This window comes from Protofrankia sp. Cas4 (assembly GCF_963555915.1).
Classification (GTDB): domain Bacteria; phylum Actinomycetota; class Actinomycetes; order Frankiales; family Frankiaceae; genus Protofrankia.
In genome coordinates, this window is record NZ_CAUVXL010000087.1 from 13243 (window position 1) to 37221 (window position 23979).

Consider the following 23979-nt stretch of genomic DNA (forward strand, 5'->3'; position numbering starts at 1 on the left):
GGACACGCCCGCACGGAGTCGCGGCGCACGGTCGAAGGGGGAACAGCGTGTCAACGCCGCTGAGAATCGTCAGCAGTATAGGGGAAGTGATCATAACAGGTGATCGCCCTTTTGTGGTAGGTCGGGGGAAGGGATCCGACCTGGTGCTGTTAGACCGCCAGGTTTCGCGCCGCCACGTGGAAATTACGTGCACCAATTCTGAATGGACCGCGAAGGACGTCAGCTCGTACGGAACCTGGGTGGACGGAGAACGCGTCCAGCAGATCACCGTGCGGGGCGAGGTACGACTCCGGCTCGGCGCGCTCGACGGCCCCGAGCTCGTGATGCTGCCGGTCGTGGCGGACATCCCGAAACAGCCGGAGCTCGATCCGCGCTCGGAGATGTCCACGGTCTGGCGCGGCAGCCCCGAGTACGAACGCGACCGGCAGGCGGTCGCCGCCGCCGCCACTGCCACGGCCACCACCGCGGCCAACGGTATAACGAGGCTGGAACGCGAACACGGCCGGCGCAACACCTACCCGCTCCGGCGGGGGACGATGTCGATGGGGCGGTCCCGGGACAACGACATCGTCGTGGCCGACCTGCTCGCCTCCCGACGCCATGCCGAGATTTTCGTCGGCCAGAGCGGCGTACATGTCGTCGATCTCGACTCGGCAAACGGGACATTCCTCAACGGCAGGAAGATCAGCCGGGAGGCCGTCGCCCAACGCGACATCATCGCCGTCGGCCATCATCTTTTCCAGCTCGAAGGCGACACGCTGGTCGAATATCTCGACTCCGGGGACGTCACCTTCGAGGCTGACGGCCTCAACGTCTTCGTCAAGGACATGCAGATCATGCATGACGTGAGCTTCCGACTACCTGGGCGGGCATTGCTGGCCGTCATCGGCCCCAGCGGCTCGGGCAAGTCGACCCTGCTGAACGCGCTGACTGGTTTCCGACCGGCCGACGACGGCACCGTCCGCTATGCCGGCCGGGACATGTACGCCGAATACAGCGAACTACGCCGGCGAATCGGGCATGTCCCGCAGGATGACCTTCTCCACACCACGCTGACGGTCCGCAAGGCGCTGGAATACGGCGCGCGGCTACGCTTCCCTCCGGACACCACAAAGGACGAGCGCCGGGAACGCGTCGACGAGGTTCTCCGCGAACTGGGGCTCGACCAGCGCGCGGATGTCGCTGTGCAGAACCTGTCCGGTGGGCAACGCAAACGCACCAGCGTGGCGCTGGAACTGCTGACCAGACCGACGCTGCTGTTCCTGGACGAGCCCACCTCCGGCCTCGACCCCGGCATGGACCAGAACGTGATGGGCGCACTGCGGACGCTGGCCGACGGTGGTCGGACCATCGTGGTGGTGACCCACAGTGTTGCACAGCTCGATATCTGTGACTATATTCTTGTGCTTGCCAAGGGCGGGCGTACCGCTTATTTCGGCCCGCCGAAAAGCGCCCTCACCTTCCTCGGGAAGAACTCGTGGCCGGACGTCTTCCAGATGTTGGAATCCGCCTCACCTATCGAGCTGGCGGATCGGTTCCGGAACTCCGAGTACTTCGTCCCGGCGTCCGTCACGGCACCGCCCGCGCGCCCGATACCGACGGCGCTGCCAAGCGCACGGCAACAGTCCCTTTTCTCACAGATAGCGACGCTGAGCCGCCGCCAGCTGAGCGTCATCACCTCGGACCGCTCCTACCTCTGGCTGATCGTGGCATTTCCGTTCCTGCTGGGCATACTCCCCCGGGTCGGACCGGCGCCGCACCGCCTGGACCCGCTGCCCAACGGCATACCGAACGTCGATGCGCAGATGCTGCTCCTCGTGGTCGTGCTCTGCGCGTGCTTCATGGGAATGGCGAACTCGATCCGGGAGATCGTCAAGGAGAAGGCGATCTACCGGCGAGAGCGGGCCATCGGCCTCTCGATCACGGCCTACCTCGGGTCGAAGGTCGTCGTCCTCGTCATCATCACCACGCTGCAGAGCATCGTCTTCACGATGATCGGAATGACCAACCGCACACCGCGCCAGGCGGTCGCACTCAGCGTGCCCATGCTGGAGGTCATCCTGGCGGTGACCATGATCTCGATATCGTCGGCAATGCTCGGCCTGGCGATTTCCGCCTGGGTCGACAATGCGGACAAGACCATGCCGCTGCTGGTGATGACCACCATGTCGCAGGTCGTTTTCAGCGGCGGGCTCGTCCCGCTGGAAGGCAAACTGGGTCTGCAACAGCTCAGCTATCTCATGCCGGCCCGCTGGGGCTACGCGGCGATCGCATCCTCGGCCGACCTCAATGACGTGGTGAAACTCGGCGACGCCCCCTTCTCCCGGGGCCCGGTCGATCCGCTGTGGGTGCATGCCGGTCACGTCTACATCACCGACATCGTGGCGGGTGTCGGCGTCGGGTGTCTGGCGGTGGGTGCCTGCGCCCTGTTACTACGACGTCTCGATCCCAAGGTGTCCACTCGGCGGGGCCCGCTGTCGATGAGAAAAAAGACCTCGTCATCATGAGTAACGCGATGAGTCACGCCGTCGTCCGCGACCTCGCGGGCGACCTCGCACGCACCAGCCATCCCGAGCCGTCCGCGGCGGTCACGCTGATCGCCACCGCGCTCGCGGCCTCCAGCGGACGGTCGGTGGCCGGTGTCGTCGCGGTAGCCCTCGCCGTGGGGACCGGCCAGCTCTCGGTCGGGTGGAGCAACGACTACTTCGACCGGGTCCGGGACGCATCCAGCGGGCGGGACGACAAACCGGTGGCGCTCGGCGCCCTGCCTGCCCGGACGGTGGGCCTCGCCGCGGTGGTCACCCTGGCGGCGTGCGTACCCCTGTCCCTGCTGTCCGGGTGGCGGGCGGCCACCGCGCACCTGATCGCGGTCGCGCTGGCCTGGCTGTACAACATGGGGGTGAAGGGCACGGCCGCGTCGCTGCTCCCGTTCGCCGTCGCCTATGCGCTGCTGCCCGCCTTCATCGTCCTGGGCCTACCCGGCCATCCCCTGCCTGCCTGGTGGCTGCTACTGGCCGGCGCCCTGCTGGGCTGCGGGGGGCACTTCGCCAACGTTCTGCCCGACCTCGACGACGACCTGCGTGCCGGCGTGCGCGGTGTGCCGCACCGGGTCGGGGCGCGCTGGTCGTTGTGGCTGGCCGTGACACTGCTCGCGGCCGCGTCCGTGGTGATCGCTTTCGGCCCGGGATCGGTCGGTCCGACGGCGATCGCGGGGCTCGCCGTGACCGGTGTCGCCGTCGTCGCGGTCCTGGTGAACGAATCCAACCGGGGGAATCCACCACCGGTCGGACGTGGGGCTTTTCGCGTCATCCTCGCGGTCGCGCTCGCCGATGTGGGGCTGCTGGTGGCGGCCGGACCCAACCTGGTCTGAAAACACCGGCTTCCAGCGCAACAGCCCGGAACCACCTACCGGTCGCAACCGGTTCGAATGTCAAGCCCCGGCCCGACTGAAATCGATGCCGGACGGTGACTTGTATCAGACACAACGAAATCGCCAACAAGCGAACGTCATCCGACGGCCGATACTCATTATGAAAAGGACACGTAGAACCTCTACCTTGTGCTCGGTGTACGGAGGGGTAAAGCCGGATGTCCAGCCAGACACGAACGAACCCGGGCACCATCATCGGGCCGGAACCGTCAGCGCAGCTCCTTCGAACGGCCCGGCCACCTCGACAACGGCCGCACCCCGTACCGAAAATCACGACCACCAACCGGATGCACACGGCGGTGCTGACCGGGCAGGGTGCCGCGTTCCCGCCGCCGATGGGCCAGCAGGCACTGTGGGACGAAGTGTTCGCTCACCGTTACAATGACAATCGGACCGCCCAGCGGATTTTTCTCGGTTGCGGCGTGAGCACCCGTCACGGTGTGGTGGATCCCCGGGTCGAGGACGCAAGCGAATGGACCACCGGCACCCGGATGCGCCGGTATGTCAGCGCGGCCCATCCGCTGGGCCGGGAGGCGGTGCGCAACGCGCTCACCAACGCCGGCCTGCATCCCGCCGACGTCGGACTGTTCGTCGTCGTCTCGTGCACCGGCTATGCAACCCCTGGCCTCGACATCGCGCTGGCCGCCGAGCTGGGGATGCCGCCCACCACCCAGCGGCTCTTCATCGGCCACATGGGCTGCTACGCGGCGCTGCCGGCGCTGTCGACGGCCACCGACTACGTGCGTGCGCGGGGACGACCCGCGGTGGTCCTGTGCGTCGAGCTGCCGTCGCTGCACGTACAGCCGTTCGGTCCCGGGGCTGAGCGCGATGTCGAGCAGATCGTCGCGCACGCGCTGTTCGGGGACGCGGCCTGCGCCGTGGTCCTGGAACCGGATGTCAGCGGAGGGGATGTCAACGGAGGCCTGGAGGTCATCGACACCGAGTCCGTCACCGACCCGTCATCGGCGTCCCTGATGACCTGGACGGTCACCGACCACGGCTTCCGGATGGGCCTGTCGGCAAAGGTGCCCGACGTCCTGGCACTGCATGTCGAGAAGGCGACCAGGGCGCTCCTGGGCCGGCACGGACTTGACGTCGACGACGTCGCCGGGTGGGCGATACACCCCGGCGGACCGCGCATCGTGAACGTGGTGGCGGAGAAACTCGGATTACGGGCCGACCAGACCGCCGCGAGCCACGAGATCCTCGACACCCACGGCAACTGTTCGTCGGCGACGGTGCCCCTGGTTCTCCAGCAGCTTCGGCGGAACGCGCAGCTGCGCCCCGGGGACCCCGTGGTGGCGATGGCCTTCGGCCCTGGCCTGACCCTGTGGAACATGCTCCTGAGAGCACGTTGAACGCCTACCCCGAACGCCTACCATTACACGATCACCGCCATTTTATGATCATCTATATTGCAAGATCGGCGTTTGTTTGTTGCTGTGTACGCCCAGCGGGCCGAAAAGCGTACCTACCAACAAACTCGTGCCGATCACGGTGTGGGCGGGTCGAAAATCCTGCCGCTCTGGGCCGTGACCGCCGCGATCAGTTTGTGTTTTTTGGGGATAGTGGAGATCATGGTGCTCGTGAACATGGTGACGGTCGGCCAGGCATGGCTGACCACAGGGCAGGCCGCGATGCTGTTGGGCACGTCCCGTCAACACGTGGTTGATCTATGTCGACGCGGGATGGTGCCGTTCGAGACGGTGGGCAGCCATCGGCGACTTCGCCGTGCCGACGTCGAGGCCTTCGCCGGCGGCACGCTGACCCGTGACCAGGCACGCGGGTTGTGGTTGCACCGCGCAGTGGCGGGCCGATTGGCGCTCGACCCCGACGGGACCTTGAACAAAGCACGAGCGAACCTGGAAAAACTGCAGCGGGTGCATCCGACCGGCATGGCGGCACGCTGGCTCGGCCAGTGGCAGGCAGCGCTGGACGCGGGGACCGAGGCCGTCTTCGACGTACTGGTGTCGCGGTCGCCACAGGCTGTCGAGCTTCGGCAGAACTCGCCGTTCGCCGATGTGCTGTCCGAGCAGGAGCGACAGGCGGCCCTGGCCGCATTCCGTTCCTGGTGGCACCGCGAGCGCACCGCGTGAGACGCGAACAACTCGAGCACGTACTCAGGACGGCGTCAAGCATCGCCGCTGATCCAGAGATTCTCGTCATCGGCAGCCAGTCGGTTCTCGGGGCCATTCCCGAGGACTGACTGCCAGAAGAATCGACAGCCTCGATCGAGGTCGACATCGCCTTCTTCGACGATGTCGACGAAACGAAGGCGGATCTGGTCGACGGTGCGATCGGCGAACTTTCACCCTTTCATGAAACATTCGGCTACTACGCCCAGGGCGTCAGCGTCTCGACCGCCGTACTGCCCGAAGGATGGCGTGAACGCATAATTATCGTGGAAACGCCGAATACAGCACCAGGACGAGGACACTGCCTGGACCCCCATGACTGCGTGGTGTCCAAGCTGGTAGCCGGACGAACGAAGGACTTCGCGTTCGCCGACGCCCTGGTTCACGAACGACCCGTCGATCCGGAAATTCTCCGCGACCGCATCGAAACACTCGAGACCCATCCGATGATCGTGCAGCGACTCCGTTCCTGGATCACTATGCACCTTCCCGCCTCGTAGCGCAACCAATCAGCCACGCCGGCTCAGCGAGAATCGGCTCGCCGCCCACCCGCCACGCTGCCGCACCTACGAAGGCCTGCTCACCGCGACAGACGGCGAAGACTGATCGCCGATTAAATTACCATGGGTGACCCGCTGAAGCGTGGCGCAGCTCCGCCGAACGGCGACCATGCGCCTACCATTGCATGATCGGCGTTAGTTTGTTGCTGTGTACGCCCAGCGGGCCGAAAAGCGTACACAACAACAAATCCGCGTCGATCACAGCGTTCAGATCGGTCGGTGCCTGTTCGGGCAAGCATCTGTAGTCATTTAATCAACAGCCGTGATCTTGCCTGATCCCCGGCCGGTACCCGAGCTGGAATGGAATGGTGTCAGTACGGCGCCTGCTACAGATGGCGCGCCGGTCGCTCTTAGTATTCCAGTTCGATCCTCGCCCGCTCCAGTAACCGCGCGAACTCTGTATCGTCGCCGGGGTCGATCCCAGCGAGCAACGCATCGAGACCTGTCGGGTCGTCATCCATCGATGTGAGCAGGTCCAGCGCCCGACGGCGGACAGCCCCGTCGGCCCCCGCCCCTGCCAACTCCTGCATGCCCAGAAGCAGTGGAAACAATCCGCGCACCGTCGTGACCGGCCCCATCCTTCAGGGATGCGCGACGCAAACTCGATGTGCGAGGGTGGTCGCGGGGGAAGACGTGATGCCGGCGTGGCAGCGGCGTGGAAATCCGCGTCAGCGAGGTCAGGGGACTCGATAAATGCGTACCTCGACCCCCATGCTCGCCGAACCAGCCACCGCCTCGGCGATTGCCGCTTCCTGCGCCGCTGTCAAGGGGGTGTCCGGGATCGCAACGTCCACTACCCGCCGGGTCTGTGGTCCGATGGTCATGGTGTGGCCTCCTTTTTCCCAGGTACTCTCGCCAACCCCGGCGATGTCACCCGCCGCATTCTCGATGACTCTGTTCAACCCCGCGCCCTGGTACGATTTTCTCGCCGTGTCGATCGACTTGAGCTGGCCGACCTCCAGTGCGGGCGCGCTCGGCCCACGGGATGAATAGACAGCGCGGTCGAACCGGTCGAAGTTGCCGTAGAAATGAGTACCAGGCGTAACGGACTTCAAGGCGGCTTCTGCACCCCTGCCCTGAATTGCATTGCCTTGGCCCCAGATCGTTGGAGTCCTGGGAGCGGTCGGCGGCGCGGGCGGCACTGTCCCACCCGCAGTCTTACCTCGGACAACCTGCGAACCCTGCATCCAGCGACCGCTGAGCGATGCCCCCCGCAGTGCCCCGAGCGACTGGATCGCCGAAGTGTGCGCGACGGGAAGAACGACATCCATCAGGTACTGGACGACGAAGATTCCCTGCTGCAGGACCTCGTCCCCCAGCAGCGTCCACTGCTGTTCCCGGACCAGCTGCTTGACCTGCCACAGGACCGGTAGCGTGCTGCGGTTGCGGACCTCGGGCCACAGAAAGCCGCCGGGCCCCGGTACCGCCTCGCGGAACTGCCTGTCGGCCTCCTGCGCACCCATCTGGTTGTCGCCGATTGTGCTGATATCCAGCTCGACGTCCGCCAGATCACTGAACCGGATGATGTTCGAGAGGTCCGCCGGGTGAGCTACCCGGTATTTGGGCTGCCAGGAGTACCTGCTAACCATTGCGTCGACATACAGGGCTCTCAACGCGGGCGTCGTGGCCCTTTCCAGCAGGTAGAGAATCCGGACGGGGTCACCGATCCCGTCCGCCCTCCGGATATTGTCACGGATCGGAGGGATGGCACCCGAATGACCACGCAGGAACCGCAGCTGGTCGAACTCCTGCATCCCGTTGAATTCGGCGAAAAACTGCGCCCAGGCTCCGCCGTCGATGAGGTCCGTCAGGCGCTGTTCACGACTTGTCGACCCCAGGGTTCCACGTCTGCGTTCGATGACCGTCAGCGCACCCGGCGCACCGGGAACGGCCGCCGCCTCGTCCCGGCGGTCAATCAGAGCATCAAGAGCGTCGCGGTTCAGTGCCGCGGCCAGACGGGACTGCTGGGCCGCGGTCGCCGCCGCAAGAATGTTGAACGCGCCGTTCGGCGGGCTGGTGAAGTTGCCGCTGCGGATCGCCCAGTGCAGGTTTTCGCTGAGCTCCCGGAAAGCCGGGTCGGCCGTTGAGGTCGAGGCGTTGGTGATCGCGAGGTGGATCCGGGAACGGTCGGAACGACCACCGTTTTCCTCAAGGTTGGCGGCCAGCTTCGCCCGCTCGGCCGACGTCAGTGCCCGCAGCACCCGGACCATGTCGTCCATCGACAGGCCGTTCAACACATGGTACGCCCCGGGCGGATCCTCCGTTTCCCAGTTCCCGTCGCGCGTGCCGTTTCGCACCCAGCCGATCCGGTCCCCGATCCACGACCGCTGGACGATTGGCGCCCTTTGGAGGGTCGGACCGAGCGGCGCTGTCACAAGCGGCTCCAAGGTTGACGCCGTAGCACCGTTGATCCCACCTCGGAGAAGGGCGGCCGTCGCGCGATTACCGGCTGTGCGTTGCAGCGTGCCGAGCTCGGCACGCTCAGCTGAACCGTGGCCAGGGTTGCGGGCAACGACCGGACGCGCCGGCTCATGGCGTTCCGAAGGGCTCTGCGACCGTGCCGACGTCTCCGGCATCCGACCCTCCTCGTTGATCGCAGCCCCAGGGAATCACCTACGTGTCAGCCGCACGGTCTGGATCAGGCTATTCCCACGTCGTGTAGCTGATCGTGAGTATATTCGAATTCGCATCAGGAGCTTTGACGACGCGGAGGGCCGAGAAGCGGCCGTCCTGGGTCCGTGCGCAGAGCCTCGTCCCCGCCGGGAGGTTGTCCGTCGTTATCTCCGCACCCGACAGCGCCGCACCCGCACAATCAGCATAAGTGAGCGCACTGCTACCGGATGGCATGACAGCAAGCCCGGCTGAGCCCATGGGCGCCAGGCCCCACAGGTTGGTCCCGACTCCGTGGAGCCAGGCGTCGGCGCCCGCGCTGCCACAGCACGGTGCGACCGCCCCAGCATCAAGATCCATATTGGAAAGCGATGGTAGATCGATGGTGCCCGAGCTGTGAACCGGGCGGTTCTGCGCCGTGAAGGTTGCCGTTACGTTCCGCGCCTGGTTCATGGTGACGGTGCAGGTACCGGTCCCCGTGCAGTCGCCCGACCATCCGCTGAACGTCTGACCTGACGCCGGCGTAGCGCTCAGCGTCACCCGCGTGCCGGCGGTATAGAGCGCTGTACAGGTGCGCACGCCACCGCCCGGCGGGCAGTCGATCCCTCCGTTCCCGGTCACGCTGCCGCCCGTGCCCGGGTTGGAAACCGTCAGCTGGAACGTCTGAATCTGGCTGAACTGCGCGGAGACATCGTGGAATTTGTCCATTGTCACGGTGCACGTCGCAGCTGTCGCACAACCCGGGGCTCCCGACCAGTTGTCGAAACGGTTGCCACTGCCGGGGTTCGCAGTCAGGGTCACCCGCTGCCCGGCTGGAAACGTTGCCTGGCACAGGCTCGTGCAGGGCCCGCTGGCCAGACCCGTGACGGTGCCTGTACCGAGAATCGTCAACGACAGTGTGAACTGGTCCGCCGTCGGGGTGGGCGTCGGAGTGGGGGTAGCGGTACGGGTCGGGGTGGCGGTCGGGTGGTCGGGACTGTCCGTGGGATGTGGCGTCGGTGGGACCACCGGTTGCGTGTCGGTGACCACGGTGATCGTGGCGGTGGGGGTGGCCTGGCGGCCGTCGGCGAGCCGGGTCAACGCCTGCACGGTGTAGATGCCAGGCTTCGGCCAGGAATGACTGACCTGAACGCCGGAGGCCGGCGCATCATCGCCGAACGTCCATGTCACGGAAGCGACGATGCCGCCGTTCGTCGCGACCACCCGCAGCGCCACCGGCTGATTGACGATGACCTCGGTCGCCGACACCTGGATCTGCACATCCCCCTTGGGCGGCTGACCAGTCGGCGACGCAGTCGGCCGTGGGGTCTGCGAGGCCGTCGGCCGTGGCGTAACAGGCGGCTGGATGGGCGTGGGTGCCGTCTGGTTCCCCGAACCGGCACTTGGAACCACACCCGCGCCCGGATTCCTGGGGTCGTACTTGCGGATCTCCCGAACCGACCCGTCCAGCCGGATGACTCCCGCTCTGGCGGTCGCCGGATCGTTGTAGAACACGAACGAGCCCTGCGGCACCAGCTCGAACCGCGCCGGCGGATCCAACACCTTCTTGGTGACCACACTCCGACTGGCGATATCGACCACGCTCACCTGACCCGTGGTCAGATTCGGGACGAACACCTTCCCTGCCGCCTCCCGCGGCGCCCCCAATTCATTACCCGCCATTTTCAGGTCGATAACGGTATTCTCGCAGGAGTTCTGCGACAGATTCGACACCAGCAGCACGCCCCGCTGGCCCGACACCGCATACACATGGTCACCCGCGACCGACCCGGCCACCCGAACCGTGTTGTCCCCCGCCCGGGCATCCACGCACGCCACCGGAGCGGAAACGCCGCCGTCGCCGAGCGTCCGAACCGTCCGCGCTCCGAGGTCAACCACCGCCACCCGGTCGCCGATCGGCACCAAAGTGGAACGGACCGGATCAACCGACCCCGACACATCATGGCGGCCGGCCGCATCCAGGCGGACGATCTTCCCGGTGTCGCCGTCGACCACCCACAGCCGGCCCGCACCGTCGACCAGCGCACCGCCCGCCGGTATCCGCGCCGCCAACGACTGATCGTCCCGCAGCTTCCGCAGGGTCCGCGGATCGGCCGTGCTCACCGACCCGGTCCGTTCTCCGATCGCGAACACCGCCTGCCGCCCGGCATAAACGGCGAGCGGCTCGCCCGGATTGGCGAACCGGACCCCGCTCGACACGCCGAACGTGGCACCGTCGACCCGCCGCACGCTGCCGTCCGCCGTGTTCGACACGTAGGCGTCCGACCCCGACTGGGTGGCGGCCATCTCCCCCGCTCCCGCGGACGGCACCGTGACCTGGGCCACCACCTGCGCCGACGACCCGTCCACCAACGCCGCCTGACCAACCGACGACACCAGCCACGCCGACCCGTCATCCAACGCCACCGACCGCGCCGGAACATTCCCCAACCAGCCGGCCGCCACCAACGCACCCAGGATGACGACGCCAGCCAACGCCACCGGCACCGGCACCGGCACCGGCACCCAACGAGTCGACCGCACCCGGCTGCGGCGGGCCACCCCCGCACGACCGTGACGTCCCGATCGCGCCATCATCGTCACCGCATGCCCTTATCCGGCGGAGCGGTCAACAACATTTCACATATACAGACGTCTGCGCCATGCTGGTCTTCCCGGCCGTGTCGGTGACATACACCTTGGGGTTGTAGGTGGTCCCTGGATGGTTTCCGGGCCCCCATGCGTGCTGTAGTCGTGGACCAGTCTGTTTCACGGGTTGGCTGCCGTCGCCGAAATCGAAAGTGTAATCCCGGATCGGCGTCGAGTCGTTGTCCGATGATCCGGACGCATCAAGAATGAACCGACCGTCGTACGGGTCGTTCGGGACGACTCTCGTCGCGGTGAGCGCCGCCGTCGGCGGCTGGTCCTGCTGGGCGAAGGTTGCCGTGACGTTCCGAGCCTGATTCATGCTGACGCTGCACGACGACCCCGCACAGCCACTCGCCGACCATCCGCTGATATTCCAGCCCGATGCCGGCCAGGCGCCCAGGTCCACCTCCTCACCGGCTCTCGCGTCGACGGTGCAGGTCGCGCTGCAGCTCCCCAACGATCCGCTGATAAAACCGCTGATATCGACCCGACCATTGCCGTTTACCGTCACGGTGAGCGGATAGGTACTCGGCCCGGTCGTGTCGAAGCGGGCGGTGACGTTGCGCGCCTTATCCATGGTGACGGTGCACGTCGTCCCGGTCCCGGTGCAGTCACCCGACCATCCGCCGAATGTCGAGCCCGATACGGCCGCAGCCGACAGGGTCGCCTGGGTGCCGGGGTTCAGGTGCGCCTGGCACACATCCGGGCAGAACAGCTCGTCGGGGCCGGTCACCTTGCCGCTGCCGTTTCCGCTGACCGATACCGCCAGCGTGAACTGCTGCGCGGTGACCTGAGTGGTGTACGTGTCCGTCCGGCCCGCCGAGTCCGTCACCGTGACAGTCGGGCTGTACGTGCCCGCAGCGGAGTAGCGATGCGTAGCCGTGGCCCCAGCCTGCGGACCGACCTGCGCAGTGCGGTCACCGAAGTCGAAGGTGTAACTCATGATCGGCGCCGAACCCGCCCTCGAGCCCGAGGCGTCCGCCGTCACGTCCAGTGCCCCGCCCCCGGGGGTGTGGGCGGCCGAAAGCCTGGCGGTCGGCCCGGCTTCCACCGCACCAGCGGCGACCGAAGCACTGCGCGTGGCCGTTCCGCCATTGCGGTCTATCACCGTGAGGCTCACGGTGTAGGACCCGGCTTGTGTATAGCGATGAGTTGCCGTGGCCCCGGGCTGAGGACCGACCTGCGCGATCCGGTCACCGAAGTCGAAGATGTAACTCACGATCGGAGCCGAACCCGCCCTCGAGCCCGACGCATTCGCCGTCACGTCCAACGGTGCCGGACCACTCGGCGGGCTCACATCGAGTAGTGCTGTGAGCACACCGCTTTCGCCGCCCTTTACACCGCCGTCTCCGCTTTCGATACCAGTGCCGGCCGACCCGGACCCCACGGATGGGGTTTGGGTCGGAATCACCGATTCGGTCACGGTGATCGTGGCGGTCGGAGTTACCTGACGGCCGTCGGCAAGCCGGGTCAGCGCCTGCACGGTGTAGACACCGGGTTTCAGCCAGGAATGGCTTACCTGGACGCCGGAGGTCGGCGCATCATCTCCGAACGTCCATGTCACGGAGGCGACGATGCCGCCGTTCGTCGCGACCACCCGCAGCGCCACCGGCTGATTGACCGTAACGTCGGTCGCCGACACCCGGATCTGCACGTCCCCCTTCGCCTGTTGCGGCTGCCCGGTCGGCGGCGTTGTCGGCCCGGTCGGCGGCGAGGTCACCGGAGACTGCGTCGGCGAGGACTGCGTGGGCGAGGACTGCGTGGGCGAGGACTGCGTCGGATTCCCCGAACCCGGCCCCTGGAATACCCCGTTACCGGGATTCTTGGGGTTGTACTTTTCGGTTTGCCGAACCGATCCGTCCAGGTGCACCACCCCCGCCTGCGCACTGTGGGGATCGTTGTAGAACATGAACGAGCCCTGCGACACCAACTCGAACCGGGTCCGCTCCGGTAGCACCTTGGCGCTCGCGACCAGCCGCCGCGCGCCAACATCCACCACAATCACCTGGCCCGCGGTGAAATCCGGGATGAACACCCGCCCGGCCGCCTCATGCGGCGCACCCAGATCATGACCGGCCGCGCGTAGATCCACCGCCGTGTCACACGACCCACGCGACAGATCCGACACCAACAACACACCACGCCGACCACTCGCCGCATACACCCGGTCAGCCGACGTCGAACCGGCCACCGTGACGGTGGTGTCACCGACCTGCGTATCCACGCACCCACCGGCGTCCGTACCACCGTCGGCACGCAACGGACGGGCGGTCCGCGCGACAACATCAACGATCACGACCTTGTCACCCGAACGCACCAACGTGGCCCGTGCCGGATCAACAGCCCCCCGCCGGGTATGCCTACCCGCACCATCCAGCCAGATCAGATCACCGGTATTGGCGTCCACCAGCCACAACCTGCCAGCCCCGTCGAGCTGCGCCGCCCCGGCCGGCACCCGCGCCGCCAGCGACTGCTGCGCCCGCACGGCCAACGTCACCGGATCAGCCGTCGTCACCAAACCCGACTGCGCACTGACCGCATACACCGCCTGCCGCCCCGGATACACCGCCAACGCCTGCCCCGCATTCGCGAACCGGGCCGGAGACGACACCGCGAACGTCGCACCATCGACCCGCCGCACCGACCCATCCGAGGTATTCGCCACATACGCATCCGCACCCGACTGCGCCGCCGACAGGTCCGCGCCACCCTCACCGACCTTCACCTGCGCCACCACCTGCGCCGACGACCCATCCACCAACGCCGCCTGACCCACCGAGGACACCAGCCACGCCGACCCGTCATCCAACGCCACCGACCGCGCCGGAACATCCCCCAACCAACCAGCCGCCACCAACGCACCCAGCACAACGACACCAGCCAGTGCGGCGCCCAGCCTGGCACCCCGTGCCGGACGCGTGAGCCCTCGTAGTCGCATCCCCGTCACCTCACGTCATACCATCGGGAAGCCCGAACCAAAAAATGATCATCGACTGCCGCCCGGGAGCAGCGGCCGGGGATCGACGATCGCCCGCGCCCGCCGGGGCAGCCCACCCGCGCGGTTGAGTTCACGGCAGGCGAGCCGGGTGAGCTCCCAGGCGCGCCGGGCATCGGCCTCGCCGGGTTCGGTTTCGGCAAACAATGCCGCGTTGACCACCGGCATGAGCTGTTCCATCTGCTCCCCCGCCGCGCCCACGGCGCGCAGCTCACGGGTGCACCCCACCACGTCCCGCGTGGTCAGGGCATGCGATCTCGGCAGGCCGCACTCGGAGAGCCTGTCCCGCACCTCACGCCACGCGCCGCCGATACGAGCCGAGGGTGGCCCGGCGCGTTGCCGGTGCCGCCGCCTTCGCGCCTTCTCGCCGACGATCAGTAACAGAACCAGCACAATGCCAAGAAGGACGGCGAGGCCGAACCAGGCCGCCGTCCCGGCCGCACCACCGCCGCCCCCGCCGCCCGGCGTGCCGGTGGTGGAGAGTTCCGGCTGGATCACCGGGGGCGCCGGCTCCGCCGACGACGGCGGCTTGTCTGCTGGCCCGCCATTGGAGGAATTCGGGTCGGCCGGTGGCAGCTTGGTCACCAGGTTGCTGACATCGGTCGGTTCGAACGCCACCCACCCGAGACCGGCGAGGTTGACCTCGGGCCACGTGTGGGCGTTACGCGTGGTCACCCGAAACGTGTTGGGCCCGGTCGAGGAACGTTGGTCGAGCAGGTAGCCGACGGCGACCCGGGACGGGAAACCCGCGATCCGTGCCATCAGCGCAAACGCGGCCGCGTGCTGCTCGGCGTAGCTGCGACGGAACTGGGCGCTGTCGGTGTCGACGGCGAGCATCCGGGAGACGGCGCCGTAGGAGTGACCGGGCGCGGCGCCGAGATCGTACGGGAACCTCTTCGGGTCCCGCAGATACGCCTGAATCCTCACCAGCCTGTCGTACGGATTGGTCGCACCGTCGATGATGCCGTCGGTGAGTTGGGTCAGGTCGGCTGGCACGGCTCCCGGCAACGCCCGGTAACGCGTCACCGACGGGTCGTTCAGGGGTCTGGCCGCGGCTTTCTCCGCGTCGGTGGGATTGGGCACCACCGAGCGCAGGTCATAGCGCAGGCCGGGCCCCGGGGATGTTGTCATCGCCAGGACGCCGGAATCCGGTGCGAACGCCATCGTCGCGCCGGTACCGCCGCCGTTACCGCCACCGATGTCGGTGATCCCGACCGGGCGCCCGAGCGAGGGTAGGAACACCCCGTCGAGCCGGTCAACGGTGACCTCGGCATCAACGGTGACGCCGCGCGGGGTCGCCGCGGCGGGATCGTCGGGCAAGGTCCGACCGGTTGCCACGAAGGTCGCGCCGTCGGTCCAGCTGGCGCCGTCGAAGTCACCGAGAGCGGCTGTCCGGATGCGGTCGACCTGCAGACTCTCGGTCGAGGCCAGGTGGACGGTGAACAGCGGCTCCACCGGATCTGCCTGAAGCTGGGCCTTGACGTTCACCAGCGGGTTGAGGGCCGAGGTCACCTGCACCGGGGGATGGCGGTGGTCACGCGGGTTGAACCGGTCGGAACCGTCCGCGATCGGAAGAACCGCGGCGCCGAGGGTACCGACGACGACAAGGATGACCACCACCGGCAAGCCAAAGGCCAGCCGACCCGAGGTGAGCCGCCGCCAGGAGCGCCTAGCGTCCGACCGCCCATTACGCGACGGCCTGGCGTCCGGCCGCCCAGCACCAGCGCTGTCGTGGGAACTGGATCGATCGGCTGCCCGGACCAGCGCCAGCGCTCCCCCGGCCAGCAGGATGGCGCCGGCCAGCCACACCTGTGAGCGCCCGCGCGCGGCAACCAGCAGCAGACCCGTGGCGAACGCGACGATCGGCGGCGGCAACGGAGCGAGCACGGCGTCGGTCCGCAGCGTGACGACGACCGCGATGGCTGTTGCGATCCACAGCAGCAACGCCGGGACGATCAACAGCTCGCCGGTCGGATCCGCCGGGAGCCCCGCGGTGAGCACGGCTGCCCAGCCGTCACGCAGGCCACGGCCGAAGGCCCCGAGGAGCGAACCCGGCAGCCCGTTCCCCCATCGGGACGGGAACAGCGCGAGCAGAGCGAACAGCAGGCCGCAGCCGGTCACCACCAGTAATGTGACGTCAAGACGACGGATCCGTACCGACGCGACGGCCGCCACCACCACGGCGAGCACGACGGACCCACCGAGCGGTACAAGGTAGCCGGCACCGGCGAAGAACGGGCCGAAAACCATCGCCACCAGCAGCATCACAGCCGCGACGAGCACGAGCTGGCCGGCCCGCGGCCGTGTCGCGCTCACCTACGTACCCTCGCGTTCCAGACAGCGGCGAAGTCGTCGCTGGTCCGGACGTTCACGACCATGGCTCCCTGCACCGAGGGTCCGGGACGATCATGCTCTTCGCCAACCTGAACCAGGCTCGCCATCGTGAACCGGCTGCGGACCAGGGAGATGGCCGCGAGCATCGCGACCGGCGCCTGCCCGGTCACCACGCCGAGCGCCACGCCGTCCTCCCGCGGCAGCATGCCGGGCAGCGCGCCGAGCCCGGGATCGTCGTCCGCGGCGCGCACCTCCGCGAACAGGTCGAGGATCGACCCCCGTTCGGCCGCTCCGCGGTCGGCCACCGCGCACACCCCGCCGGTGGTCCGTACCTCGACCGGAAAGCCATGGTCCCGGGCGGAGATCGCAAGGGAGGCGGCGACCCGCACCGCGTCCTCGAAATAATCCTTGCTGTAGGGGGCGGTGCTGGTGTCGAGCACGACCATCAGCCGCGGCTCGTTGGGCACCACGTTGTGACGGACCATGAGTTTCCCGGTGCGGGCGGTCGACCGCCAGTGGACGAGGCGTAGATCGTCGCCGCGGATGTACTCCCGCAGGCTGTGGAAGGCGACGCCGCCGAGCGGCGCCGTGCTCGTCGTAGGCCCGTCCATGTCCCGGGAGCCGCCGGTGGGTAGCGGTGCCACCGGGTGCAGCCGAGGATGCACCTTCAGCTCCGACCGGGAGGCGTAGGAACGTCCGATGTGCATGAGCCGCAGCGGGTCGCTGTGACCGATGGTGAGGGGACCCACCTGGTAGACGCCGCGGCGGTCGGTGGGCAGCGGGTAGGCGGTCTCGAACGAGCGGTCCGGCGCCAGACTGGGCAGGGTCACCGCGACGTGGCGCTCCCCCACGGCCTCGCTGGCGAGAAACGGCGGGCTGCGCCGCCGCGCGGAGTTGGTCACGGTGAGCAGACCCCGGGCGCCCTCGCCCTCGGCCACCCGCAGCGGCTGGATCTCCCGGACGACGATGACGTCCGGAGTGACGAGCATCCAGGCGGCCGCCACGAGCAGGGCGGCCAGACCTCCGAGAGCGAACACGACCAGCTCCGGGTAGTCCAGCAGCGCACCGGACAGGCCGAGGATGACCACGGCCGCGGCAACAGCGAAGCCCGACCGGGTGATCATCTAGTGAACCACCCGCTGATCCGGCACCGGTACCGACGCCGTGAGCCCGCCGAGCAGGCTCGCCGCGGTGCCGCCGGCCAGCTCCGCCTCGGGTCGCAGCAGCATCCGGTGGCCCAGCACGAACGGGACGAGCGTGCGCACATCGTCCGGGGTGACGAACGACCGCCTGTCAGCCGCCGCGTGTGCCTGGGCCGCGACCGCGAGCGCGAGCCCGCCACGTGGGCTCACCCCGAGGCGCAGTTCGGGCATGCGCCTGGTCGCCGCGGTGATCGTGACGATGTAACCGAGCACCGCCGGAGAAAGATGGACGCGGCGTGCGATGTCGGCCATCCGGACCACCTCGGCGCTGGAAAGTACCGGGTTCACCTCATTGAGCGTCTGGCCGCGGGCCCGGTTCTCCAGGATCTCCACCTCGGCCTCGTGGCGCGGATAGCCGATTTCCATCCGGATCATGAACCGGTCGATCTGGGCTTCGGGGAGGTCGTAGGTACCGCCGTGTTCCACCGGGTTCTGGGTCGCGATGACCATGAAGGGTCGGGCCAGCTCATAGGAGACGCCGTCCACCGTGACCTGGCGTTCCTCCATGACCTCCAGGAGCGCCGCCTGTGTTTTCGGCGAGGCACGGTTGACCTCGTCGGCAAGCACGATGTTCCCGAACACCGCTCCGGGCCGGAACTCGAACTCCCGGCTGCGCTCGTCCCAGACCTGCACGCCGGTGACATCGGTGGGAAGCAGGTCGGGGGTGAACTGGATCCGGCGCATCGTTCCGTCGATGGAATTCGCGATGGCCTTGGCAAGGGAGGTCTTCCCGACCCCGGGAACATCGTCGATGAGCAGGTGGCCCTCGGCCGCCATGCACACCAGGGCAAGACGAATGACATCCCGCTTACCCCGGACGAAAAGCTCGACGTTACGGACGAGTTCCTCGTAGCGTTCGGCGAACCATTCGACTTCGGACACGCTCGCCGAAGGGTCGGTCATGGGCTTCTCCCCCCAGGAATCACAAGGCAAGGGCCATGGTAGAGGCCATCCCGGCCGTGGGGAACGAACCGAAAGGGCAAAGTTGTCCGCACCGTCGGGTGCTCTGATCGTCCCTGCGGGCAACGACCTGCGACCGGTGGGCACAGGCATGTCGAACCGTCGTATGGTCGGGGTGTGCCATCGCTGGTGGCGGGCGGGGACGTAAACAGCGGCCGGAACTGTAGGGAGCTGGAGGGAACGGAGTCGGTATGGATCCCGAACTTCGTCTCCACGAGACCCGGTTGCAGGTCCGGCCGGGTGAACTGGTACAGACGACGGCGACGGTCCGCTACGACGGCGACCTCGTCGAGCGGTACACGTTTGACGTGTTAGGGGCGGCGTCGGGGTGGGCCGAGGTCATCCCAGCGGAGATCTCGGTCACCCGCGGGGTTGAGGAAACCGTTCAACTGCTGTTCCGGCCGCCGACCGGCCCGGGGACACCGGTGGGAAAGATACCGTTCGCGTTACGGTGCCGCTCGCGGGAGAACCGCAACTGGGTGGCCGTCGAAGAAGGCGACATAACGGTCGGCGCGATTCACGAGATCACGGCCGCCGTCATCACCACGAAAGTGCGGCGCGGGCGGTGGACAGCCCGCTGGATCGCGCGTTTCGACAATCGCGGTACCGCCCCGGCCCTACTCCGCCTGTCCGTCCCGGACGAGGACGGCGCGCTCGGCTACGCCCTCGCGCCGACGAGCGTCGAGGTCCAACCGGGCGGGTCCGGTGAGGTGTTCCTCAAGGCACGGGCGGTGCGGCCGTTCCTGCGCGGCACCATGGTGCGCCACCCCGTCCGGCTGGTCTACGCGAGAACTGACGAAACCCGAACCGACGAAACCCGAACCGACGAAACCCGGACGAACCAGGCCCGAACGAGCGGAGCCGACCAACAGGCGGTCGAGGGCCAGCTCGATGCCGTCTTCGAACAGGTTCCGGTCATACCCAGGGCAGCTGTCAAGCTGGCCGGCGCGGCGCTGGTGATCGGTATCGTCGCGACAGCCGGCGCAGCCCTGCTGACCCGGGCGCCGACGAGGACGTCGGCACCGACCGCAGCCGTGACCGCCGCGACCGCACCCGTGGCCCCCACCAGCCCGAGCCCCACCAGCCCGAGCCCCACCCCAAGCCCGAGCGTCGGACCGACAACGAGTGTGGGACCGACAACGAGTGTCAGCCCCACCGGCGCCGCTGGGCAGGTAGAGCCGCAGGGGATCTACGTCATCTTCCACGCCTTCGCGATCGACGACCGCGTCGCGACCGACAACCAGGCCGCGCAGCAGTTCATCAGCGACATCCAGCGGTTGCCGGATGTGGGAGTGGTCCAATTGATGGACAGCCGCCGGTCACAGCGGCTTCGCGAGCCCACCGACAAGCCCGATCAGGGCGAGTACGTGGTCCTCAAGGACGGGTTCGCCAGCTATCAGGACGCGACAGGCTACTGCGCGAAGGTGCTGCCCGCGCTCAGGCAGTCGGTAAAGGGCGCCAACTGCTACGCCGTGCCCGAGTGAACGCTCACTTTTAGGATGACCAACGCGCTATGACCGTGTACCCCGGCGGCGTCCTCCGCTGCGCTCCTCGCTCGCTGGCGCTCCCTACGATGCTCGCTTTGGCCGCCGCCTCATGACCTATGCCCTCGGCATCGACGTCGGGACCACGTTCACCGCGGCCGCGATCTGGCGGGACGGGCGGGCTGAGGTCGTCGACCTCGGCGAACGCGCGAGGACGATACCGTCCGTGCTGTTCCTGCGTGACGACGGAGTAATGCTGGTCGGTGAGGCCGCGGAACGGCGTGCCATAACCGATCCGTCCCGGGTGGCAAGGGAGTTCAAGCGCCGGTTCGGCGATGACGTGCCGGTACGACTCGCCGACACATGGGTGGGGATACCCGACCTCGTCGCCGACATGATCAGATTTGTCGTCAGTAAAGTCACCGAGCGTGAATCGCAGGCGCCGGGCCATGTGATGCTGACCCGCCCCGCCACCTGGTCCGGTCACCGCCAGGACCTGATGGAACAGGCCGCTGGGCTCGCCGGCCTCACCGACGTCGGGCTCCTTTCGGAGCCGGTGGCAGCCGCGGGACACTACGCGGCGCAGGACCGCCTCACCCCAGGCGATCATGTCGGTGTCTACGATCTCGGCGGCGGCACCTTCGACGCGACGGTGCTGCGAAAGACCGACGGTGGTTTCGAGGTGTGCGGCGAACCCGGCGGTGACGACGACATCGGTGGCATCGACATCGACGAGGCCGTCCTCGACCACATCGCGCGGACGGTCGGCCCGCCCTGGCAACGCCAGGATCTGACCGACCCCGAGACGGCCCGTGCGGTCGCCCAGGTGCACGCCGCAGCGGTCGCGGCCAAGGAGGCGCTGTCCGCCGATACCGAGGCCGAGATCCCGGTGATCATCCCGGGTTGCAACCGGACCGTCCGACTCACCCGTGATGACCTGGAGGAATCCGTACGGATCATGGTGTTGCGAACCCTTGACACGTTCCGGCGCACGTGCCGTTCCGCCGGGGTGGAGCCGGCGGACCTCAATCGCGTCCTGCTTGTCGGTGGGTCAAGCCGCATTCCCCTGGTCGCCCGGCTGGTCGAGCGGGAGTTCCGCGTGCTGGTGACGGTGGACACGCACCCGAAGTTCGCGGTCTGTCTCGGCGCGGCGATCGCCGGCGGCGCACGGCTGTCACGGCGGGCACCGCAGACACCGCGGGTTCAGCGGGTTCAGGGGGCACCGCAGACACCGCAGCTCCGCACGATGGCGCGGCCCGCCGCGACCCCGTCCGATGCCGACGTTCGCGGCAGTACCGACACCAGTCCCGATACGCAGGCCACCGACCGCGGCACCGCGCGAAGCGCCGACAGTGCCGCGGCGGCCCTGGCCGCGGACCTGCTCGCGCCGCTGCCCGTTCCGGCCCGGCCAGCTGTGACCGTCGAGGTCGACCTCGCCCAGGCCGGGCTCGACGAGCCCTACGACCAGCTCCTGCATCCGCCGCAGGTACGCACCCGCGACGTCCGGCTGACCGACCGCGACGAACCGCTGCGCATACACCTCGGACCGTCGGACGAGGGCTACCGCAACCAGAGCCGGCGGGTGGCCGCGGTGGGTGGACTGATCGCGCTGGTGGTGATCGCGGCGATCCTCGCCGCCGTGTTCGCGGCGACCGGGCACCCATCGTCGTCGACGTCCGCCCCGCAGTCCTCTGGTCCAGGCAGTACAAGATCCACCGGACCGGCCGTGGGCTCCTCGACGGTCGCCAGACTCACCGCAGGCCTGCTGACGGCCGACGCCGCGCCCGGCAGCGCCGTGTACGGGTTCACCGACAACCCGCGCGGCGGCCGGGTGGCCGTCGGCAACGGGTCCGGCAACGGGTCCGGCGGGTCTGACCGAGGCCCGGCAGCCTGGTCATCCGATGGCGCTTCAGCCTGGACCCCCGCAGTGGTGAGGTCACCGGCCGGTTCCGGACCGGGCGTGATGACCGGTGTCGCCAGCATCGGCGGCCGGCTCGTCGCGGTCGGATGGACCGCACCCCCAGGCGCCGGACCCTCCCAGGCCGTGCCGACGGCATGGCTCTCCCCGGATGGGCGGACCTGGCAGGCGGTCGGCGGTGATCTCAGTGGCAGCCCGGGGCAGATGAGCGACGTCGTGGCGGTGCCCGGTGGCCTGCTGGCCGTCGGCGTCGACCGCGGCACCGACCGCGACGGGGATGTCGCCGTGTGGCGCTCCACCGACGGCCAGACCTGGCGGCGGGAAACGGTGACCGGGGCCGGCGGTCTGGGCACCCAGACCCTCGACCGGGTCGTGGCGCTGCCCGGCGGTGCCCTGCTCGCGGTGGGTCAGGAACCCGAGGGTGCCGGTACATCGGCCCACTTCCGCCGGTCAGCGGACGGGAGAGGTTGGCAGGACGTCCCGACCGACCTACCGCCCGACGCGGTCGTCACCGTCCTGGCCCTCACATCCAACGGTCGGCTGTTGGCCGGTGGGTCGATCCTCGACACCCCCGGCAAGCGCCGGCCGGTGATCTGGCTCTGCGATGAGCAACTGCGGGGCTGCCAACAACAGGACATCATCCCTGCGGAGCAAACGCCTCCAACGGCAACGCCGAGTATCAGGATGTATACATCATCCGTCACCGGTGCGACCATCACCGCCGCGGGCACGTCCGATGCGTCCGGTGACTCCCGCGCGACCGTATGGACCCTGGTGCTCGACCAACCCCGGTGAGCCGGTGTCGGCCGGTAAGGGCGCCCCCTATTGCCAGTCGCTCCAAGACGGCGTCGGCTGAGACGGAAGCCGCCGAGTGCGACAAGCACACCGGTTCGGCCACGACGAGACCACTCCCGGCGCTCCCGACACGGCACACGACGCACCGTAAAGTGACCAGGCGATGGCCATTGTCGGAGCTGGTGGAGGGTGAGCAAGCCATGGGGCGGCGGTTCAACACGGCGGGGCCGTGCCTGCCCACGTACCACTACATGATTCCGGCGTTGGGACGGCTGCCGGAGGCGCCCGATCTGGTCGCCCAGATGGGCTATTTCGTGGTACACGCCCCGCGGCAGACGGGGAAGACGACCACGCTGCGGGCGCTGGCCGAGGAGCTGACCGCCGGCGGCGAATATACGGCGCTGGCCTTCTCGTGTGAGGTTGGGCGAGCCGCGGGCGACGATTACGGCGCTGCCGTGCATGGCATCCTCGACAGGATCCGGATCCGCGCCGCGACCGCCCTGCCCGCGGAGCTGCGCCCACCCCCCTGGCCGGAGGCGTCCGACACGGGCTTGCTTGCGGCGGCGCTGCGGCGTGGGCACATGCCTGCCCGCGGCCGTTGGTGCTGTTTTTCGATGAGATCGACGCGCTGCATGGTGCGAGCCTGGTCAGCGTGCTCAGCCAGCTTCGGGACGGGTTCAACGAGCGTCCGGAGGGGTTTCCCGCCTCAGTGGCGCTGTGTGGGCTGCGCGATGTGCGCGACTATAAGGTCGCCAGTGGTGGCGACCCGAATCGGCTTGGGACCGCCAGCCCGTTTAACATCAAGCTCAAGTCGCTGCGGTTGGGGGATTTCACCGCGGCCGAGGTGGCTGAGTTGTACGGCCAGCACACGGCGGAGACCGGGCAGGTGTTCACCCCGGCGGCGGTGGCGCGGGCGGTGGAGCTGACC

At 68.0% G+C, this 23979-nt stretch carries 14 protein-coding genes and 1 pseudogene; 8 read left to right on the forward strand and 7 right to left on the reverse strand.

Going from position 1 to position 23979, the window contains the following annotated elements:
* The first annotated feature begins 47 nt into the window (after positions 1-47).
* The 5 genes from U9979_RS08085 to U9979_RS08105 all read left to right on the forward strand — a co-directional run bounded on the left by U9979_RS08085 (position 48) and on the right by U9979_RS08105 (position 6065).
* Positions 48-2507 (forward strand): ATP-binding cassette domain-containing protein, encoded by a 2460-nt coding sequence (locus U9979_RS08085; RefSeq protein ID WP_416219707.1) that lies wholly within the window; start codon positions 48-50, stop codon positions 2505-2507.
* 8 nt (positions 2508-2515) lie between these two features.
* Positions 2516-3370 (forward strand): UbiA family prenyltransferase, encoded by an 855-nt coding sequence (locus U9979_RS08090; RefSeq protein ID WP_322778873.1) that lies wholly within the window; start codon positions 2516-2518, stop codon positions 3368-3370.
* 347 nt (positions 3371-3717) lie between these two features.
* The gene (locus tag U9979_RS08095; RefSeq protein ID WP_416219712.1) at positions 3718-4788 is read left to right on the forward strand and encodes a type III polyketide synthase; all 1071 of its coding nucleotides are present in this window, start codon (positions 3718-3720) and stop codon (positions 4786-4788) included.
* A 72-nt stretch (positions 4789-4860) separates the two neighbouring features.
* Positions 4861-5526 (forward strand): excisionase family DNA-binding protein, encoded by a 666-nt coding sequence (locus tag U9979_RS08100; protein ID WP_322778875.1) that lies wholly within the window; start codon positions 4861-4863, stop codon positions 5524-5526.
* Between the two features lie 200 nt (positions 5527-5726).
* Complete coding sequence (locus tag U9979_RS08105; RefSeq protein ID WP_322778883.1) at positions 5727-6065, forward strand: DUF6036 family nucleotidyltransferase; 339 nt, start codon at positions 5727-5729, stop codon at positions 6063-6065.
* A 410-nt stretch (positions 6066-6475) separates the two neighbouring features.
* On the opposite strand, the gene U9979_RS08110 is transcribed toward U9979_RS08105, so the two are convergent.
* From U9979_RS08110 to U9979_RS08140, 7 genes are all read right to left on the reverse strand, one after another.
* Positions 6476-6685, reverse strand: coding sequence for a hypothetical protein (locus tag U9979_RS08110; RefSeq protein ID WP_322778876.1), 210 nt, complete (start codon positions 6683-6685; stop codon positions 6476-6478).
* A gap of 117 nt (positions 6686-6802) precedes the next feature.
* Positions 6803-8701: a hypothetical protein gene (locus U9979_RS08115; protein WP_322778877.1), complete on the reverse strand. Its 1899-nt coding sequence runs from the start codon at positions 8699-8701 to the stop codon at positions 6803-6805.
* Between the two features lie 67 nt (positions 8702-8768).
* Positions 8769-11312 (reverse strand): InlB B-repeat-containing protein, encoded by a 2544-nt coding sequence (locus U9979_RS08120; protein WP_322778884.1) that lies wholly within the window; start codon positions 11310-11312, stop codon positions 8769-8771.
* A 31-nt stretch (positions 11313-11343) separates the two neighbouring features.
* Positions 11344-14301: a PKD domain-containing protein gene (locus U9979_RS08125; RefSeq protein ID WP_322778878.1), complete on the reverse strand. Its 2958-nt coding sequence runs from the start codon at positions 14299-14301 to the stop codon at positions 11344-11346.
* A gap of 48 nt (positions 14302-14349) precedes the next feature.
* The gene (locus U9979_RS08130; protein WP_322778879.1) at positions 14350-16674 is read right to left on the reverse strand and encodes a transglutaminaseTgpA domain-containing protein; all 2325 of its coding nucleotides are present in this window, start codon (positions 16672-16674) and stop codon (positions 14350-14352) included.
* Entirely contained in the window at positions 16671-17816 is a 1146-nt protein-coding gene (locus tag U9979_RS08135) for a DUF58 domain-containing protein (RefSeq protein ID WP_322778880.1), read from the reverse strand. Before U9979_RS08135 ends, U9979_RS08130 begins: the two co-directional genes overlap by 4 nt.
* Positions 17817-18797 carry a MoxR family ATPase gene (locus tag U9979_RS08140; RefSeq protein ID WP_322769779.1) on the reverse strand — a complete coding sequence of 327 codons (981 nt, stop codon included), beginning with the start codon at positions 18795-18797 and terminating at the stop codon, positions 17817-17819.
* A 248-nt stretch (positions 18798-19045) separates the two neighbouring features.
* On the opposite strand from U9979_RS08140, the gene U9979_RS08145 reads away from it, so the two are divergent.
* The 3 genes and pseudogenes from U9979_RS08145 to U9979_RS25130 form a co-directional block, all read left to right on the forward strand.
* On the forward strand, positions 19046-20338 hold the full coding sequence (locus tag U9979_RS08145; RefSeq protein ID WP_322778881.1) for a hypothetical protein: 1293 nt from the start codon (positions 19046-19048) through the stop codon (positions 20336-20338).
* Between the two features lie 112 nt (positions 20339-20450).
* Positions 20451-23051 (forward strand): Hsp70 family protein, encoded by a 2601-nt coding sequence (locus U9979_RS08150; protein WP_322778882.1) that lies wholly within the window; start codon positions 20451-20453, stop codon positions 23049-23051.
* A gap of 200 nt (positions 23052-23251) precedes the next feature.
* Positions 23252-23979, forward strand: a pseudogene (locus U9979_RS25130) (AAA family ATPase); the annotation flags it as partial.

Excerpts from the sequence above, each read along its gene's own strand:
- U9979_RS08090 (WP_322778873.1), top strand. The coding sequence starts at position 2,516 with ATGAGTCACGCCGTCGTCCGCGACCTCGCGGGCGACCTCGCACGCACC.
- U9979_RS08095 (WP_416219712.1), top strand. The coding sequence starts at position 3,718 with ATGCACACGGCGGTGCTGACCGGGCAGGGTGCCGCGTTCCCGCCGCCG.
- U9979_RS08115 (WP_322778877.1), bottom strand. The coding sequence starts at position 8,701 with ATGCCGGAGACGTCGGCACGGTCGCAGAGCCCTTCGGAACGCCATGAG.
- U9979_RS08120 (WP_322778884.1), bottom strand. The coding sequence starts at position 11,312 with ATGATGGCGCGATCGGGACGTCACGGTCGTGCGGGGGTGGCCCGCCGC.
- U9979_RS08125 (WP_322778878.1), bottom strand. The coding sequence starts at position 14,301 with ATGCGACTACGAGGGCTCACGCGTCCGGCACGGGGTGCCAGGCTGGGC.
- U9979_RS08135 (WP_322778880.1), bottom strand. The coding sequence starts at position 17,816 with ATGATCACCCGGTCGGGCTTCGCTGTTGCCGCGGCCGTGGTCATCCTC.
- U9979_RS08140 (WP_322769779.1), bottom strand. The coding sequence starts at position 18,797 with ATGACCGACCCTTCGGCGAGCGTGTCCGAAGTCGAATGGTTCGCCGAA.
- U9979_RS08145 (WP_322778881.1), top strand. The coding sequence starts at position 19,046 with ATGGATCCCGAACTTCGTCTCCACGAGACCCGGTTGCAGGTCCGGCCG.
- U9979_RS08150 (WP_322778882.1), top strand. The coding sequence starts at position 20,451 with ATGACCTATGCCCTCGGCATCGACGTCGGGACCACGTTCACCGCGGCC.